General features: G+C 66.0%; 7 protein-coding genes and 15 pseudogenes. 7 read left to right on the top strand and 15 right to left on the bottom strand.

Going from position 1 to position 17,246, the window contains the following annotated elements; translation table 11 throughout:
- The 7 pseudogenes from PFEN_RS04990 to PFEN_RS31310 all read left to right on the top strand — a co-directional run.
- Positions 1-161: pseudogene (locus PFEN_RS04990) on the top strand (type VI secretion lipoprotein TssJ); the annotation flags it as partial.
- Positions 162-174: 13 nt separating this feature from the next.
- A pseudogene (tssK, locus tag PFEN_RS04985) lies at positions 175-1,532 on the top strand (type VI secretion system baseplate subunit TssK).
- Positions 1,516-2,835: pseudogene (locus PFEN_RS04980) on the top strand (DotU family type VI secretion system protein). Before tssK (PFEN_RS04985) ends, PFEN_RS04980 begins: the two co-directional pseudogenes overlap by 17 nt.
- Positions 2,832-6,336 (top strand): annotated as a pseudogene (gene tssM / locus PFEN_RS04975) (type VI secretion system membrane subunit TssM). Before PFEN_RS04980 ends, tssM (PFEN_RS04975) begins: the two co-directional pseudogenes overlap by 4 nt.
- A pseudogene (gene tagF / locus PFEN_RS04970) lies at positions 6,333-6,986 on the top strand (type VI secretion system-associated protein TagF). The pseudogenes tssM (PFEN_RS04975) and tagF (PFEN_RS04970) overlap by 4 nt, the downstream one beginning before the upstream one ends.
- Positions 6,987-7,712 (top strand): annotated as a pseudogene (locus PFEN_RS04965) (PP2C family protein-serine/threonine phosphatase).
- A gap of 106 nt (positions 7,713-7,818) precedes the next feature.
- Positions 7,819-8,007: pseudogene (locus PFEN_RS31310) on the top strand (hypothetical protein); the annotation flags it as partial.
- 289 nt (positions 8,008-8,296) lie between these two features.
- Here the strand turns inward: PFEN_RS31310 and PFEN_RS04960 are convergent.
- The 15 genes and pseudogenes from PFEN_RS04960 to PFEN_RS30430 form a co-directional block, all read right to left on the bottom strand.
- Positions 8,297-8,762: pseudogene (locus tag PFEN_RS04960) on the bottom strand (serine/threonine-protein kinase); the annotation flags it as partial.
- Between the two features lie 21 nt (positions 8,763-8,783).
- A pseudogene (locus PFEN_RS30435) lies at positions 8,784-9,492 on the bottom strand (PP2C family protein-serine/threonine phosphatase); the annotation flags it as partial.
- Positions 9,493-10,138, bottom strand: a pseudogene (gene tagF, locus PFEN_RS04950) (type VI secretion system-associated protein TagF). It lies immediately after the preceding pseudogene.
- Positions 10,135-10,853: pseudogene (locus tag PFEN_RS31305) on the bottom strand (type VI secretion IcmF C-terminal domain-containing protein). Before PFEN_RS31305 ends, tagF (PFEN_RS04950) begins: the two co-directional pseudogenes overlap by 4 nt.
- A complete protein-coding gene (locus tag PFEN_RS31300) occupies positions 10,853-11,116 on the bottom strand; it encodes a hypothetical protein (RefSeq protein ID WP_412071392.1) in 264 nt (87 codons plus the stop codon). The pseudogene PFEN_RS31305 and the gene PFEN_RS31300 overlap by 1 nt, the downstream one beginning before the upstream one ends.
- Before the next feature lie 175 nt (positions 11,117-11,291).
- Positions 11,292-11,705 (bottom strand): annotated as a pseudogene (locus PFEN_RS31295) (ImcF-related family protein).
- The gene (locus PFEN_RS31290) at positions 11,686-12,351 is read right to left on the bottom strand and encodes an ImcF-related family protein (protein WP_412071391.1); all 666 of its coding nucleotides are present in this window, start codon (positions 12,349-12,351) and stop codon (positions 11,686-11,688) included. The pseudogene PFEN_RS31295 and the gene PFEN_RS31290 overlap by 20 nt, the downstream one beginning before the upstream one ends.
- A gap of 97 nt (positions 12,352-12,448) precedes the next feature.
- Positions 12,449-13,459: a type VI secretion system membrane subunit TssM gene (gene tssM, locus PFEN_RS31285; RefSeq protein WP_412071390.1), complete on the bottom strand. Its 1,011-nt coding sequence runs from the start codon at positions 13,457-13,459 to the stop codon at positions 12,449-12,451.
- A 165-nt stretch (positions 13,460-13,624) separates the two neighbouring features.
- Positions 13,625-14,943 (bottom strand): annotated as a pseudogene (locus PFEN_RS04940) (DotU family type VI secretion system protein).
- Positions 14,927-15,370, bottom strand: coding sequence for a type VI secretion system baseplate subunit TssK (gene tssK / locus PFEN_RS30965; protein ID WP_263596586.1), 444 nt, complete (start codon positions 15,368-15,370; stop codon positions 14,927-14,929). The pseudogene PFEN_RS04940 and the gene tssK (PFEN_RS30965) overlap by 17 nt, the downstream one beginning before the upstream one ends.
- Before the next feature lie 21 nt (positions 15,371-15,391).
- Entirely contained in the window at positions 15,392-15,574 is a 183-nt protein-coding gene (gene tssK / locus PFEN_RS30960; protein WP_263596585.1) for a type VI secretion system baseplate subunit TssK, read from the bottom strand.
- Entirely contained in the window at positions 15,538-15,681 is a 144-nt protein-coding gene (locus PFEN_RS30955) for a hypothetical protein (RefSeq protein WP_263596584.1), read from the bottom strand. Before PFEN_RS30955 ends, tssK (PFEN_RS30960) begins: the two co-directional genes overlap by 37 nt.
- Positions 15,681-16,274 (bottom strand): type VI secretion system baseplate subunit TssK, encoded by a 594-nt coding sequence (gene tssK, locus PFEN_RS30950; RefSeq protein ID WP_263596583.1) that lies wholly within the window; start codon positions 16,272-16,274, stop codon positions 15,681-15,683. The genes PFEN_RS30955 and tssK (PFEN_RS30950) overlap by 1 nt, the downstream gene beginning before the upstream one ends.
- A gap of 15 nt (positions 16,275-16,289) precedes the next feature.
- Positions 16,290-16,798: pseudogene (gene tssJ, locus PFEN_RS04930) on the bottom strand (type VI secretion system lipoprotein TssJ).
- A 244-nt stretch (positions 16,799-17,042) separates the two neighbouring features.
- Positions 17,043-17,246 (bottom strand): annotated as a pseudogene (locus PFEN_RS30430) (type VI secretion system-associated FHA domain protein); the annotation flags it as partial.

Raw genomic sequence — 17,246 nt, 5'->3', positions numbered from 1 at the left:
GTCAGGTCGGCCTGGTGGTGGGCTATCGCGAGATCGACCAAGCGCTCTGGCGCACGCTGCTGACCATCGCCCCCAAGCAGCTCAACGACTATCAGATCAGCCTCGATGTGCGTGCCGTGCGCAGCGCCGTCGTCGTGACCCCAACCCGCACCGCCCCCTAGGCAAACGGAAGCCATGTCCTGGAACAATCGAGTGGTCTGGTCGGAAGGCATGTTCATTGGAACGCAGCACTTCCAGCAGCATGACCGTTATCTGGAAAACCTGATCGATGCCCGCAGCCGCCCATTGGCCGTCGGCGCCTGGGGTTTTTTCCGAGCTGCTGATCGACCAGGGCCTGCTGGCCCAGGGCAGCTGGCCATCGTCTCGGCCCGGGGCCTGTTGCCGGACGGCACGCCGTTCAACATTCCCGTTGATGACCTGGCACCGAGCCCGCTGACCATCGCAGACCATCTGCGCGATGGCCTGGTCTATCTGGCCTTGCCGCTCAAGCGCGCGGGCTCGCGGGACACCGTCGACGAAGGCGAGGAACTGGGCGGCGCACGCTACCTGAGCCAGGTCCGCGAAGTACGTGACGATAACGCGCCGTTCGAGAACCGTGCGCCGGTGGCCCTGGGTTCGCGGGCCTTGCGCTTGTTGACCGGCGAGGATGGCCTGGGCGACTACGCCGCCATTGGGCTGGTACGGGTCAAGGAAAAACGTGCCGACCGCGCCCTGGTCCTCGACGACAGCTATGTGCCGCCGGTACTCGACGTCGCGGCGAGTAAGCCGCTGATGGCGTTTCGCAGTGAACTGCTGGGTCTGCTGCACCAGCGTGGCGAGGCCCTGGCCGGGCGGGTGGTGGCTTCGGGCGCCGGTGGTGCCTCGGAGATCGCCGATTTCATGCTGCTGCAACTGGTCAACCGCGCCCAACCATTGATCAGCCATCTGAACCAGATCAGCCCCTTGCACCCGGAGCGCCTGTACAGCGAGCTGGTGAGCCTGGCTGGTGAGTTTTCCACGTTCGCCAGCAGCGGTCGGCGTCCCGCCGCGTTCCCGGCGTATCAGCACGATGACCTGGCGTTGAGCTTCGCTCCGGTCATGCAGCCTTGCGCGAAGCCCTGTCGATGCTGATCGACAGCAAGGCGACGCCGATTCCGATTGTCGAGAAAGCCTATGGCATCCATGTGGCGATGCTGGCCGACCGCAGCCTGATCGACAACGCCAGCTTCATCCTCGTGGTGCGCGCCGATATCCCCAGCGAAACCCTGCGCGGACGTTTCGCCCAGCAGAGCAAGGTCGGTTCGGTGGAGCACATCCGCGACCTGGTCAACTTGCAACTGCCGGGTATCGGCCTGCTGCCGCTGCCGGTGGCGCCGCGGCAGATTCCGTTCCATGCCGGGTCGACCTACTACGAACTCGACCGGGGCAGCGAGCATTGGAAGCAGCTGCAGAACTCCGGTGGCTTTGGCGTTCCATGTCGCCGGCGATTTTCCCGGTTTGAACCTGGCCTTCTGGGCCATCCGAGGGTAAGCGGCGATGAGTGCCAACGATGATCCGTCGGGCCAATCGGTGCCCGCCAACGACCGTACCCAGTTCATGCCGCGCCCCGGTGGCCGGGCGCCGGAGCCCGCCCGGGCTGAACCTGCGGCAGCGCTGTCGGTGCCGGCCGCGCCGCTGCCGGTCGGCCAGTCGCAAGGCCTGAACCCGCTGGAGAGCGCCGCCGGGCCTTGCTGGCTCTGCTGACGCGGCTGCGCAACACCATTGCCCATCCAGCGCCGGCCAGCTTGCGGGCGCAGTTGCTGGCCTATCTGCGGCAGTTCGAGGAACGCGCCGAAGGCGCCGGTATTGGCGCGCAACGACGTGTTGCTGGCGCGCTATGCGCTGTGCACCGCTCTCGACGAGGCAGTGCTGAGCACGCCTTGGGGCAGTGGCGGCGACTGGGGCAAGCAGAGCCTGCTGATCACCGTGCACAATGAAGCCTGGGGGGGCGAGAAAGTCTTCCAGTTGCTCGACATTGCCTGCAAAGCCCGCGCGAGCGCCTGTACCTGTTGGAGCTGTTGTACTTGTGCATCTGCCTGGGCTTCGAAGGCCGTTACCGGGTGATGATCGATGGGCGCAGCCAGCTCGATGCCCTGCGCGAACGCACCAGCGCGGCGATTCGCAGTGCCCGTGGCGAATACGAGCGCGAGCTGTCGCCGCACTGGCGCGGCCTGACAGTGGCGCGTGACCGGTTGAGCCAGTTCATGCCGCCCTGGGTCGGCAATCGCCATCGGCCTGGCATTGCTGTTGGCGCTGTTGTTCGGCCTGCGCCTGAAGCTGGCCGCCGATGCCGAGCCGGTGTTTCGCAATATCCACGCGCTGGGCGAGATCCCGGTGCAGACCATCGACCGTCCGGTGGTCCAGCCCAAGGTGGTGGAGCGGCCACGCCTGGCCGGTTTCCTCGCCCGATGACATCAAGGCCGGCAAGGTTGCGGTGGAAGACAAGGTCGACCGCTCGGTGGTCACCATTCGCGGCGACGAACTCTTTGCCTCGGCCAGTTCCAGCATTGTCGACGACTACAGCCGTTGATGCTGCGTATCGCCGATGCCATTGGCAAAGTGAAGGGCCAGGTGCGGGTCACCGGTCACAGCGACAACCGGCCCATCGCGACCCTGCGCTTCCCGTCCAACTGGGCGCTGTCCCAGGCCCGCGCCGAGCAGGTGTTGCAGATCCTCGCGGCGAAGACTGGCACGCCTGCGCGCTTCAGCGCCGAAGGGCGCAGCGACACCGAACCGCTGGCCTCGAACGCCACGGCCGAGGGTCGGGCGAAGAATCGTCGGGTGGAAATCACAGTCTTGGCGGAGGGAGTCGAGTGAAGGCGTTTTTTGGTTTTGTCGTTCGCTGGTGATCCCGTTGCTGGGGCTGATCGCCTTGAGCCTGATCATCTGGTTCGTCGGCCCATTGCTGGAAGTGTTGGTGCCGGAGGGGCGGCGTTGGGCACTGATCGTGCTGATTTTCGCGGTGTGGATCGCCCTACCGCGTGTTCCGCCTGATCCAGGCCCGGCGCCAGGCGGCCAAGGTCATGCAGAGCCTGGCCGCGGAAACCCCGCCGGATCCCGCCAGTGTCGCCACCGCCGAGGAACTGGCGACCCTGCGCCAGCGCATGGCCGAGGCCCTGGCGCTGCTCAAGAAAGCCAAGCTCGGCGGTGACGAGCGTCGCAACCTGTATGAGCTGCCGTGGTATGTGATCATCGGCCCGCCGGGTTCGGGCAAGACACCGCGCTGGTCAACTCCGGGCTGCATTTCCCATTGGCCGCGCAGTTCGGCGCCGGGGCGATCCGCGGTGTCGGCGGTACAACGCAACTGCGACTGGTGGTTCACCGACGAAGCGGTGCTGCTGGACACCGCCGGGCGCTACACCACCCAGGACAGCCATGCCCAGGTGGACAAGGCGGCCTGGCTGGGTTTTCCTCGACCTGTTGAAGACCCAGCGTTCACGGCGGCCCATCGACGGTGCCTTTATTCGCCATCAGTCTGTCGGACCTGCTGCTCGGCACCGACGCCGAGCGCGCCGCCCCATGCCACGGCGATCCGCGCGCGGGATCCAGGAGTTGTATACCCAGCTCGGCGTGCGTTTCCCGATCTACCTGATGCTGACCAAGCTCGACCTGGTGCCAGGGTTCATGGAGTTTTTTCGACGCCCTGACAAGGAAGAGCGGGCCCAGGTCTGGGGCATGACCTTTGACCTGGACGACGGCAAGCACGCCGAAGGGCCGCTGGTGCGGTTCCGCGAAGAATTTGCCGGCCTTGAGCAGCGCCTCAATGCGCGGCTGGTGGAGCGTCTGCAACAGGAGCGCGACCCGGCACGGCGCGACCTGATCTACGGTTTCCCGCAGCAGTTCGGCGCATTGAAGACCTGCCTGCAGGATTTCCTCGACGGTGTGTTCAAGCCCAATGCCTATGAAGATCGTGCCTTTGCTGCGCGGCGTGTACTTCACCAGTGGCACCCAGGAAGGCAGCCCCATCGACCGCCTGATCGGCGCCATGGCCAGAGCATGAACCTGGACCGCCAGCAGTTGGCGCGCCAGACGGGCAGCGGGCGCAGCTACTTCATCGAGAAGCTGTTCACCGCCGTGGCCTTCGCCGAGCGTGGTCTGGTGGGGGTCAACCCCAAGGTCGAACAACGCCGTAAATGGCTGGCACGCGGGGTGCTGGCGGCCACGGTCGCGGTGGTGTTGGTGGTCGGTACGCTCTGGTGGGTGAGTTTCCGCGCCAACGAGGCGTACATCGCCCAGGTCGACCAGAAGGTCGCGCCCCTGGGTCAGAGCGTGCAGAACCTCAGCTCGGCGCAACGCGATGTGCTGGCGGTGTTGCCGTTGCTCAATGCGGTCAAGTACCTGGCCGGCGACGCGCCGGGCTGGGCCGAAGGCCTGGGCCTGTACCAGGGCGACATGCTCGAAGCCGAATCCGCCAGCGTCTATCGCAAGTTGCTGATCGCGGTGTTCGCGCCACGCTTGCTGACCCGTGTCGAGGAGCAACTGCACAGCGGCGGCAATTCGGACTTCCTTTACGAGGGGCTGAAAGCCTACTTGATGCTGGCCGACAACGAGCATTACGACCCGCAGTTCATCAAGGCCTGGATCGCCCTCGACTGGGACCGCAGCCTGCCGCGGGATTTGCCGCCGGAGCAGCGCCGCCCTCGGCGAACATCTGCAAGCGCTGTTCGAGCGTCGTCCACCGAATGCCCGGCTGGACGAGCGGCTGATCGACGACTTGCGCCGGCAACTGCAGCAACTGCCGGTGGCGCAACGGGTCTATGACCGGGTCAAACGCCAGAAACTGCCGGAAGGCGTGCCGGACTTTCGCCTGAACGAGGCCGCCGGACGGGATGCGGCGTTGGTGTTCAGTCGCAAGAGCGGCAAGCCCCTGGGCGATCCCCTGAGCGGCTTCTTCACCGTCAAGGGTTATCGACAGGCCTTCCTGCTGACCAGCCTGAACCAAGCCAATACCCTGGCCGAAGAGCAGTGGGTGTTGGGTCGCGACCCGGCCGAACAGCAGAATGTCGCCAGCCTGGCGGCGGATGTGCGGCGCCTGTATTTCCAGGACTACCTGCGCCAGTGGGACGCCTTGCTCGCCGATATCGACTTCGTGCCGATCACCAGCGTGGCCCAGGCCTCCGACGTGCTGCGGGTGATTTCCGGTCCGACCTCGCCGCTGAAGAAACTGTTGCTGGCGGTGGCCAAGGAAACCGATCTGCAACAGGAAGAACGGCTGCTGGCGGCCCAGGGCAAGCCGGTCGCGGGTAATGTCGACCAGCTCAAGCAACGCCTGGGCTCCCTGCTCGGTCAGGAACAGGCGGCGGGCAACAGCGCGCCAGTGGACAGCCAGGACCCGGTGAGCGCGCACTTCGCCGAGCTCAATGCCCTGGTCAACAAGGGCGAAGGCGAGCCGGCGGCCATCGACGCCTTGCTGGCGGACCTGAATGCGCTCTATGTGCAGGTCAGCGCCATGTCCGGTGCCAGCGGCGATGCCCTGCTCGGCGAGGCGAAAGAACCAGGCCTCGGCCGCCGCGACGCGGGTCAGCCTGACCGCCGAACGCCAGCCACCGCTGGTCCAGGGGCTGGTCAAATCGGTGGTCAGCTCGACTACCAATAGCATGATGGGGGGCGTGCGCAGCCAACTGAACGCGGCCTGGACCAGTGAAGTGGTGAACGTCTACCGGCAATCCCTCAGTGGCCGTTATCCGCTGGCGCCTGGCAGTGCCCGGGATGCGACGCTGGAGGACTTCGGCCTGTTCTTCGGGGTCGGTGGGGTGATGGACAACTATTCCGCAAGTACCTGCAACCCTACGTCGACACTTCGACGACGCCTTGGCGCTGGCAGCCGGGAGCGGCGCAGAAACTGGGCATCTCGCCCGGGGTGTTGCAGACCTTCCAGCGTGCCGCGGCGATTCGCGATGCGTTCTTCCGCTCCGGCGGCACCCAGCCGACCGTGCGTTTTGAGCTCAAACCGGTGGCGATGGACGCTTCCATCAGCCAGTTCCAGCTTGAGCTCGACGGCCAGCAGGTCGGCTATGACCACGGTCCGAGTCGGCCGGTGGCGATGCAATGGCCGAACCCCGGCAGCGTCGGCGTGGTTCGCCTGTCGATCTCGCCGCCGTCGGCCAGCGGGCGCTCCGGGATCACCCTGGACGGGCCCTGGGCCTGGTTCGCCTGCTGGAGCAATCGGACCTGGTGGCGGGTAACTCACCGGATCGTTTCAACCTGCGGCTGCGGGTGGACGGCGCGAGCATTTCCTACGAACTGCGCGCGAGCAGTGCCTTCAACCCGTTCAAGAGCCGCGTGCTCAGCGGCTTCAGCCTGCCGGAGCGGCTATGACGACAGCAGGTTTCTACGGCAAGCTGGCCCAGTCGCGGCGACTTTGTCAGCCGCGGCCTGCCGCAGAGCTTTATCCAGCCCTGGGATGCCTGGTTGGCCTCGGGGTTGCTCGCCAGCCAGCAGCAATTGGGGGCTGATTGGCTGAACGTGTACCTGGTCAGTCCGCTCTGGCGTTTTGTGCTGGCCGCGGGTGTCTGCGGGCCGGATGCGCTGGCTGGGGTGTTGATGCCAAGCATCGATCGGGTCGGGCGCTACTTTCCGCTGACCGTGGCCCAGCCCCTCGATCCCGGACACGCCTTGACGGCGGTGCTCGGCGGCGCGGACAGCTGGTTCGAGCAGGTCGAAACCCTGTTGCTGGCGACCCTGGAAGAGGGCGCTGGCTTCGAGGTGTTCGATCAGGGCGTCGAGGACCTGGGCGGCTTGCCGTTCGCCACAAGGTGCCCTCCAGCGACTTCGTCGGATTGCAGCGCCTGGCCGCGCTCGACGCGCCGAGCCGTGTCAGCGCCCTGGCCGAACAGGCCTGCGTCGGCAGCAGCCTCTGGTGGGGGCGTGGCTCGCAGCGGATCGAGGCGGGACTGATGCGTTGCGCGGGCCTGCCGGCGACCGCCGATTTCGGCAGTTTTCTTCTGGGCAAGGGGGCATCGATCTAGATGGCTCACGCACCTGCAATCACTTACCAGTCGGCCAGCTACAGCCATGTTGGCATGGTCCGACAGATCAACGAGGACGCCTTCCTGGAACTGCCCGGCGCCGGGCTCTGGGGTGGTGGCCGACGGCATGGGCGGACACGCGGCGGGGGACTATGTCAGCAGCCTGATCGTCGACACCCTGCGCCGCGTTCCACCCTCGGACGCCCTGGCGATCTACACCACGGCCCTGCGCACGCGGTTGGCCGAGGTCAATGCCGCGGTGCGCGAGGAAACCGCCAACCGTGGCGTGGCCATGATGGGCAGCACCGTGGTGCTGTTGGCGGTACGCGGCGCCGAGGGCGTCTGCCTGTGGGCCGGCGACAGTCGCCTGTATCGCCTGCGCGACGGCCAGTTGGAGAGCATTTCGCGCGATCACAGCTACGTCCAGGACCTGCAGGACAGCGGCCTGCTCAGCGAGGCCGAGGCGCGGGTGCACCCGCGGGCGAACATCGTCACCCGGGCATCGGCGTGGAGGCGCAACTGGAGTTGTCGATGGTGCCGTTCCAGGTGTTGCCGGAGACACCTACCTACTGTGCAGCGACGGCCTGAACAAGACCGCCGAGGACGCCGAGATCCGCGATGTGCTGGTGCACGCCGACCCTATGACGTGGTTCGCAGCCTGGTGCACCTGGGCCTGACCCGGGGCGCCCCCGACAACTTACGGCGATTGTCGTCAAAGCCACCTGAAGACCCGACACCATGGATATTCTGATTCCCGGTTCGATATAGCGAGGAGATTGGCGAAGGCGCATGGCGACCGTTACTGGCGACCCAACGGTCGCTGGAGCGCAAGGTGGCGCTGAAAGTGATGGCGGCCGCGCTGGCCGCCGGACCGACCTTCTGCGAGCGTTTTTCCTGCCGAAGTCGGACCCTGGCGCGACTGTCGCATCCGAATACGGTGACGATCCACGGACATCGGCAATGTCGGCGAGCTGTATTACATGCGATGGAGTACCTGCCCAATGGCACGCTCAAGGAGCGGATCGCGGCGGGGCTGAGCCCGGAGCAAGGATTGGCGTATGTCCGCCAGATCGCTTCGGCGGGTTATGCCATGCCAGGTGGTGCACCGGATGAAGCCGGCCATCCTGTTCCGCGCGACGGCACGGGTGTCGGACTGATCAAGTCGCTGACATCGGCCCAGTCCCCGCCTGCCGCCCCCCTAGGCCCGGCGGTGGCCAGGACCTCAGCCGGCAGGCCCTGGCGTTTCATGAACCCGTCGGGCCAACGGCCCCTGCCCACGGCTGCCGATGCTCCCGGCAAACCCGGCTGGGGAACTGGGTCCGATCGTCCAGCGACTTGGCGATGCCAAGTCCGAGAGCACCGCGTGCCGTCGGCGCGGAAAGGTTGGCGGCTTTACATCGCGGTGCACCAACCCCTGGGCATGGGCATAACCAGGCCGAAGCGATCTGGCGGACATACGCCATCCTTGCTCCGGGCTCAGCCCGCCGCGATCCGCTCCTTGAGCGTGCCATTGGGCAGGTACTCCATCGCCATGTAATACAGCTCGCCGACATTGCCGATGTCGTGGATCGTCACCGTATTCGGATGCGACAGTCGCGCCAGGGTCCGACCTTCGCGCAGAAACGCCGCAGAAGGTCGGGTCGGCGGCCAGCGCGGCCGCCATCACTTTCAGCGCCACTTGCGCTCCAGCGACCGTTGGGTCGCCAGGTAGACGGTCGCCATGGCGCCTTCGCCAATCTCCTCGCCTATATCGAATCCGGGAATCAGAATATCCATGGTGTCGGGGTCTTCAGGTGGCTTGACGACAATCGCCGTAATGTTGTCGGGGCGCCCGGGTCAGGCCCAGGTGCACCAGGCTGCGAACCACGTCATAGGGGTCGGCGTGCACCAGCACATCGCGGATCTCGGCGTCCTCGGCGTCTTGTTCAGGCCGTCGCTGCACAGTAGGTAGTGTCTCCGGGCAACACCTGGAACGGCACCATCGACAACTCCAGTTGCGCCTCCACGCCGATGGCCCGGGTGACGATGTTCGCCGCGGGTGCACCCGCGCCTCGGCCTCGCTGAGCAGGCCGCTGTCCTGCAGGTCCTGGACGTAGCTGTGATCGCGCGAAATGCTCTCCAACTGGCCGTCGCGCAGGCGATACAGGCGACTGTCGCCGGCCCACAGGCAGACGCCCTCGGCGCGCGTACCGCCAACAGCACACGGTGCTGCCCATCATGGCCACGCCACGGTTGGCGTTTCCTCGCGCACCGCGGCATTGACCTCGGCCAACCGCGTGCGCAGGGCCGTGGTGTAGATCGCCAGGGCGTCCGAGGTGGAACGCGGCGCAGGGTGTCGACGATCAGGCTGCTGACATAGTCCCCGCCGCGTGTCGCCCATGCCGTCGGCCACCACCCAGAGCCCGGCGCCGGGCAGTTCCAGGAAGGCGTCCTCGTTGATCTGTCGGACCATGCCAACATGGCTGTAGCTGGCCGACTGGTAAGTGATTGCAGGTGCGTGAGCCATCTAGATCGATGCCCCTTGCCAGAAGAAAACTGCCGAAATCGGCGGTCGCCGGCAGGCCGCGCAACGCATCAGTCCCGCCTCGATCCGCTGCGAGCCACGCCCCCACCAGAGGCTGCTGCGACGCAGGCCTGTTCGGCCAGGGCGCTGACACGGCTCGGCGCGTCGAGCGCGGCCAGGCGCTGCAATCCGACGAAGTCGCTGGAGGGCACCTTGTTGGCGACGGCAAGCCGCCCAGGTCCTCGACGCCCTGATCGAACACCTCGAGCCAGCGCCCTCTTCCAGGGTCGCCAGCAACAGGGTTTCGACCTGCTCGAACCAGCTGTCCGCGCCGCCGAGCACCGCCGTCAAGGCGTGTCCGGGATCGAGGGGCTGGGCCACGGTCAGCGGAAAGTAGCGCCCGACCCGATCGATGCTTGGCATCAACACCCCAGCCAGCGCATCCGGCCGCAGACACCCGCGGCCAGCACAAAACGCCAGAGCGGACTGACCAGGTACACGTTCAGCCAATCAGCCCCCAATTGCTGCTGGCTGGCGAGCAACCCGAGGCCAACCAGGCATCCCAGGGCTGGATAAAGCTCTGCGGCAGGCCGCGGCTGACAAAGTCGCCGCGACTGGCCAGCTTGCCGTAGAAACCTGCTGTCGTCATAGCCGCTCCGGCAGGCTGAAGCCGCTGAGCACGCGGCTCTTGAACGGGTTGAAGGCACTGCTCGCGCGCAGTTCGTAGGAAATGCTCGCGCCGTCCACCCGCAGCCGCAGGTTGAAACGATCCGGTGAGTTACCCGCCACCAGGTCCGATTGCTCCAGCAGGCGGAACCAGGCCAGGGCCCGTCCAGGGTGATCCCGGAGCGCCCGCTGGCCGACGGCGGCGAGATCGACAGGCGAACCACGCCGACGCTGCCGGGGTTCGGCCATTGCATCGCCACCGGCCGACTCGGACCGTGGTCATAGCCGACCTGCTGGCCGTCGAGCTCAAGCTGGAACTGGCTGATGGAAGCGTCCATCGCCACCGGTTTGAGCTCAAAACGCACGGTCGGCTGGGTGCCGCCGGAGCGGAAGAACGCATCGCGAATCGCCGCGGCACGCTGGAAGGTCTGCAACACCCCGGGCGAGATGCCCAGTTTCTGCGCCGCTCCCGGCTGCCAGCGCCAAGGCGTCGTCGAAGTGTCGACGTAGGGTTGCAGGTACTTGCGGAAGTAGTTGTCCATCACCCCACCGACCCCGAAGAACAGGCCGAAGTCCTCCAGCGTCGCATCCCGGGCACTGCCAGGCGCCAGCGGATAACGGCCACTGAGGGATTGCCGGTAGACGTTCACCACTTCACTGGTCCAGGCCGCGTTCAGTTGGCTGCGCACGCCCCCCATCATGCTATTGGTAGTCGAGCTGACCACCGATTTGACCAGCCCCTGGACCAGCGGTGGCTGGCGTTCGGCGTCAGGCTGACCCGCGTCGCGGCGGCCGAGGCCTGGTTCTTCGCCTCGCCGAGCAGGGCATCGCCGCTGGCACCGGACATGGCGCTGACCTGCACATAGAGCGCATTCAGGTCCGCCAGCAAGGCGTCGATGGCCGCCGGCTCGCCTTCGCCCTTGTTGACCAGGGCATTGAGCTCGGCGAAGTGCGCGCTCACCGGGTCCTGGCTGTCCACTGGCGCGCTGTTGCCCGCCGCCTGTTCCTGACCGAGCAGGGAGCCCAGGCGTTGCTTGAGCTGGTCGACATTACCCGCGACCGGCTGCCCTGGGCCGCCAGCAGCCGTTCTTCCTGTTGCAGATCGGTTTCCTTGGCCACCGCCAGCAACAGTTTCTTCAGCGCGAGGTCGGACCGGAAATCACCCGCAGCACGTCGGAGGCCTGGGCCACGCTGGTGATCGGCACGAAGTCGATATCGGCGAGCAAGGCGTCCCACTGGCGCAGGTAGTCCTGGAAATACAGGCGCCGCACATCCGCCGCCAGGCTGGCGACATTCTGCTGTTCGGCCGGGTCGCGACCCAACACCCACTGCTCTTCGGCCAGGGTATTGGCTTGGTTCAGGCTGGTCAGCAGGAAGGCCTGTCGATAACCTGACGGTGAAGAAGCCGCTCAGGGGATCGCCCAGGGCTTGCCGCTCTTGCGACTGAACACCAACGCCGCATCCCGTCCGGCGGCCTCGTTCAGGCGAAAGTCCGGCACGCCTTCCGGCAGTTTCTGGCGTTTGACCCGGTCATAGACCCGTTGCGCCACCGGCAGTTGCTGCAGTTGCCGGCGCAAGTCGTCGATTCAGCCGCTCGTCCAGCCGGGCATTCGGTGGACGACGCTCGAACAGCGCTTGCAGATGTTCGCCGAGGGCGGCGCGCTGCTCCGGCGGCAAATCCCGCGGCAGGCTGCGGTCCCAGTCGAGGGCGATCCAGGCCTTGATGAACTGCGGGTCGTAATGCTCGTTGTCGGCCAGCATCAAGTAGGCTTTCAGGCCCTCGTAAAGGAAGTCCGAATTGCCGCCGCTGTGCAGTTGCTCCTCGACACGGGTCAGCAAGCGTGGCGCGAACACCGCGATCAGCAACTTGCGATAGACGCTGGCGGATTCGGCTTCGAGCATGTCGCCCTGGTACAGGCCCAGGCCTTCGGCCCAGCCCGGCGCGTCGCCGGCCAGGTACTTGACCGCATTGAGCAACGGCAACACCGCCAGCACATCGCGTTGCGCCGAGCTGAGGTTCTGCACGCTCTGACCCAGGGGCGCGACCTTCTGGTCGACCTGGGCGATGTACGCCTCGTTGGCGCGGAAACTCACCCACCAGAGCGTACCGACCACCAACACCACCGCGACCGTGGCCGCCAGCACCCCGCGTGCCAGCCATTTACGGCGTTGTTCGACCTTGGGGTTGACCCCCACCAGACCACGCTCGCGAAGGCCACGGCGGTGAACAGCTTCTCGATGAAGTAGCTGCGCCCGCTGCCCGTCTGGCGCGCCAACTGCTGGCGGTCCAGGTTCATGCTCTGGCCATGGCGCCGATCAGGCGGTCGATGGGGCTGCCTTCCTGGGTGCCACTGGTGAAGTACACGCCGCGCAGCAAGGCACGATCTTCATAGGCATTGGGCTTGAACACACCGTCGAGGAAATCCTGCAGGCAGGTCTTCAATGCGCCGAACTGCTGCGGGAAACCGTAGATCAGGTCGCGCCGTGCCGGGTCGCGCTCCTGTTGCAGACGCTCCACCAGCCGCGCATTGAGGCGCTGCTCAAGGCCGGCAAATTCTTCGCGGAACCGCACCAGCGGCCCTTCGGCGTGCTTGCCGTCGTCCAGGTCAAAGGTCATGCCCCAGACCTGGGCCCGCTCTTCCTTGCTCAGGGCGTCGAAAAACTCCATGAACCCTGGCACCAGGTCGAGCTTGGTCAGCATCAGGTAGATCGGGAAACGCACGCCGAGCTGGGTATACAACTCCTGGATCCGCGCGCGGATCGCCGTGGCATGGGCGGCGCGCTCGGCGTCGGTGCCGAGCAGCAGGTCCGACAGACTGATGGCGATAAAGGCACCGTCGATGGGCCGCCGTGAACGCTGGGTCTTCAACAGGTCGAGGAAACCCAGCCAGGCCGCCTTGTCCACCTGGGCATGGCTGTCCTGGGTGGTGTAGCGCCCGGCGGTGTCCAGCAGCACCGCTTCGTCGGTGAACCACCAGTCGCAGTTGCGTGTACCGCCGACACCGCGGATCGCCCCGGCGCCGAACTGCGCGGCCAATGGGAAATGCAGCCCGGAGTTGACCAGCGCGGTGGTCTTGCCCGAACCCGGCGGGCCGATGATCACATACCACGGCAGCTCATACAGGTTGCGACGCTCGTCACCGCCGAGCTTGGCTTTCTTGAGCAGCGCCAGGGCCTCGGCCATGCGCTGGCGCAGGGTCGCCAGTTCCTCGCGGTGGCGACACTGCGGGATCCGGCGGGGTTCCGCGGCCAGGCTCTGCATGACCTTGGCCGCCTGGCGCCGGGCCTGGATCAGGCGGAACACGCGGTAGGCGATCCACACCGGCGAAAATCAGCACGATCAGTGCCCAACGCCGCCCCTCCGGCACCAACACTTCCAGCAATGGGCCGACGAACCAGATGATCAGGCTCAAGGCGATCAGCCCCAGCAACGGGATCACCCAGCGAACGACAAAACCAAAAAACGCCTTCACTCGACTCCCTCCGCCAAGACTGTGATTTCCACCCGACGATTCTTCGCCCGACCCTCGGCCGTGGGCGTTCGAGGCCAGCGGTTCGGTGTCGCTGCGCCCTTCGGCGCTGAAGCGCGCAGGCGTGCCAGTCTTCGCCGCGAGGATCTGCAACACCTGCTCGGCGCGGGCCTGGACAGCGCCCAGTTGGACGGGAAGCGCAGGGTCGCGATGGGCCGGTTGTCGCTGTGACCGGTGACCCGCACCTGGCCCTTCACTTTGCCAATGGCATCGGCGATACGCAGCATCAACGGCTGGTAGTCGTCGACAATGCTGGAACTGGCCGAGGCAAAGAGTTCGTCGCCGCGAATGGTGACCACCGAGCGGTCGACCTTGTCTTCCACCGCAACCTTGCCGGCCTTGATGTCATCGGCGAGGAAACCGGCCAGGCGTGGCCGCTCCACCACCTTGGGCTGGACCACCGGACGGTCGATGGTCTGCACCGGGATCTCGCCCAGCGCGTGGATATGCGAAACACCGGCTCGGCATCGGCGGCCAGCTTCAGGCGCAGGCCGAACAACAGCGCCAACAGCAATGCCAGGCCGATGGCGATGCCGACCCAGGGCGGCATGAACTGGCTCAACCGGTCACGCGCCACTGTCAGGCCGCGCCAGTGCGGCGACAGCTCGCGCTCGTATTCGCCACGGGCACTGCGAATCGCCGCGCTGGTGCGTTCGCGCAGGGCATCGAGCTGGCTGCGCCCATCGATCATCACCCGGTAACGGCCTTCGAAGCCCAGGCAGATGCACAAGTACAACAGCTCCAACAGGTACAGGCGCTCGCGCGGGCTTTGCAGGCAATGGTCGAGCAACTGGAAGACTTTCTCGCCCCCCCAGGCTTCATTGTGCACGGTGATCAGCAGGCTCTGCTTGCCCCAGTCGCCGCCACTGCCCCAAGGCGTGCTCAGCACTGCCTCGTCGAGAGCGGTGCACAGCGCATAGCGCGCCAGCAACACGTCGTTGCGCGCAATACCGGCGCCTTCGGCGCGTTCCTCGAACTGCCGCAGATAGGCCAGCAACTGCGCCCGCAAGCTGGCCGGCGCTGGATGGGCAATGGTGTTGCGCAGCCGCGTCAGCAGAGCCAGCAAGGGCCCGGCGGCGCTCTCCAGCGGGTTCAGGCCTTGCGACTGGCCGACCGGCAGCGGCGCGGCCGGCACCGACAGCGCTGCCGCAGGTTCAGCCCGGGCGGGCTCCGGCGCCCGGCCACCGGGGCGCGGCATGAACTGGGTACGGTCGTTGGCGGGCACCGATTGGCCCGACGGATCATCGTTGGCACTCATCGCCGCTTACCCTCGGATGGCCCAGAAGGCCAGGTTCAAACCGGGAAAATCGCCGGCGACATGGAACGCAAAGCCACCGGAGTTCTGCAGCTGCTTCCAATGCCGCTGCCCCGGTCGAGTTCGTAGTAGGTCGACCCGGCATGGAACGGAATCTGCCGCGGCGCCACCGGCACGGCAGCAGGCCGATACCCGGCAGTTGCAAGTTGGACCAGGTCGCGGATGTGCTCCACCGAACCGACCTTGCTCTGCTGGGCGAAACGTCCGCGCAGGTTTCGCTGGGGATATCGGCGCGCACCACGAGGATGAAGCTGGCGTTGTCGATCAGGCTGCGGTCGGCCAGCATCGCCACATGGATGCCATAGGCTTTCTCGACAATCGGAATCGGCGTCGCCTTGCTGTCGATCAGCATCGACAGGGCTTCGCGCAAGCTGCATGACCGGAGCGAAGCTCAACGCCAGGTCATCGTGCTGATACGCCGGGAACGCGGCGGACGCCGACCGCTGCTGGCGAACGTGGAAAACTCACCAGCCAGGCTCACCAGCTCGCTGTACAGGCGCTCCGGGTGCAAGGGGCTGATCTGGTTCAGATGGCTGATCAATGGTTGGGCGCGGTTGACCAGTTGCAGCAGCATGAAATCGGCGATCTCCGAGGCACCACCGCGCCCGAAGCCACCACCCGCCCGGCCAGGGCCTCGCCACGCTGGTGCAGCAGACCCAGCAGTTCACTGCGAAACGCCATCAGCGGCTTACTCGCCGCGACGTCGAGTACCGGCGGCACATAGCTGTCGTCGAGGACCAGGCGCGGTCGGCACGTTTTTCCTTGACCCGTACCAGCCCAATGGCGGCGTAGTCGCCCAGGCCATCCTCGCCGGTCAACAAGCGCAAGGCCCGCGAACCCAGGGCCACCGGCGCACGGTTCTCGAACGGCGCGTTATCGTCACGTACTTCGCGGACCTGGCTCAGGTAGCGTGCGCCGCCCAGTTCCTCGCCTTCGTCGACGGTGTCCCGCGAGCCCGCGCGCTTGAGCGGCAAGGCCAGATAGACCAGGCCATCGCGCAGATGGTCTGCGATGGTCAGCGGGCTCGGTGCCAGGTCATCAACGGGAATGTTGAACGGCGTGCCGTCCGGCAACAGGCCCCGGGCCGAGACGATGGCCAGCTTGCCCTGGGCCAGGCCCTGGTCGATCAGCAGCTCGGAAAAACCCCAGGCGCCGACGGCCAATGGGCGGCTGCGGGCATCGATCAGGTTTTCCAGATAACGGTCATGCTGCTGGAAGTGCTGCGTTCCAATGAACATGCCTTCCGACCAGACCACTCGATTGTTCCAGGACATGGCTTCTCCGTTTGCCTAGGGGGCGGTGCGGGTTGGGGTCACGACGACGGCGCTGCGCACGGCACGCACATCGAGGCTGATCTGATAGTCGTTGAGCTGCTTGGGGCGATGGTCAGCAGCGTGCGCCAGAGCGCTTGGTCGATCTCGCGATAGCCCACCACCAGGCCGACCTGACGGGTCGCCGGGTTGAGTGCCCGCTCGAGACTCATCTGCTCGCCAGGCTGGACCAGGACTTCGTCCTGGTCGATCAGGTCGGCACCGAGGGTCGCCTGGGCACGTTCGGCCAGGGCGAAGTAGTCGGCACGATTGAAGTTGGCGCTGTTCTTCAGCTCGAAAATCCGCACGCGCACGGGGGCGGGCACGCCGTCGGCACCGGGATTGAGACCGGCAATGGCGTGGAAATGCAGGGAAGCGCTGGCGCTATCGGCAACGGGCGCCTCGGCGGGTGGTGGAGCAACCGCGTCCTTGGCACATGCGCCGAGCAACAGCGTGAGGGCTGCGGCCAGTAAAACTCGGTAAATCATCCTGCGTCCTCAATGACGTTATGAACTTTCCGTTAAATCCTGTTTTGCGACCAAGCCTTGGAACTGTGGTGCCTATGCTGGCCTCTTCGCGGGCAAGCTGCGCTCCCACAGGTTTTGCGCCGTACACAAAACCTGCATACGACTCGTTCTATTGTGGGAGCGGAGCCTGTCCGCGAAGAGGCCCTCGAGATCGCTAAAAGCTTCGCGGCGCCTGCTCCTACAGGTCCGTGGCGTTCTCAATGCCTTATCCCTTGCGCAACCGCGCACTGTGTTCCTCATACGCCGACTGAACTCCCGACCGAACAGGTCCTGGAAATCCTCTTCGGCCTCGCGGGAAATATTCGTGTACAGCTCGGTGAACTGCTGCCAGTACTGGGCCTGGCGCGAACCGCTGAACAAGGTCGACAAACCGCCAGGCTTACCCATGCGGGTCTCCAGCTCCGACGGC

Origin of the sequence: Pseudomonas sp. FEN (genome assembly GCF_904067045.1) — a bacterium.
Classification (GTDB): domain Bacteria; phylum Pseudomonadota; class Gammaproteobacteria; order Pseudomonadales; family Pseudomonadaceae; genus Aquipseudomonas.
This window is presented reverse-complemented; position numbering and strand designations above follow the sequence as displayed.

What these genes read in the sequence shown, in the direction of transcription:
- tssK (WP_263596585.1), bottom strand. Translation starts at nt 15,574, where the DNA reads ATGCTGCTGCAACTGGTCAACCGCGCCCAACCATTGATCAGCCATCTG.
- PFEN_RS30955 (WP_263596584.1), bottom strand. Translation starts at nt 15,681, where the DNA reads ATGGCGTTTCGCAGTGAACTGCTGGGTCTGCTGCACCAGCGTGGCGAG.
- tssK (WP_263596583.1), bottom strand. Translation starts at nt 16,274, where the DNA reads ATGTCCTGGAACAATCGAGTGGTCTGGTCGGAAGGCATGTTCATTGGA.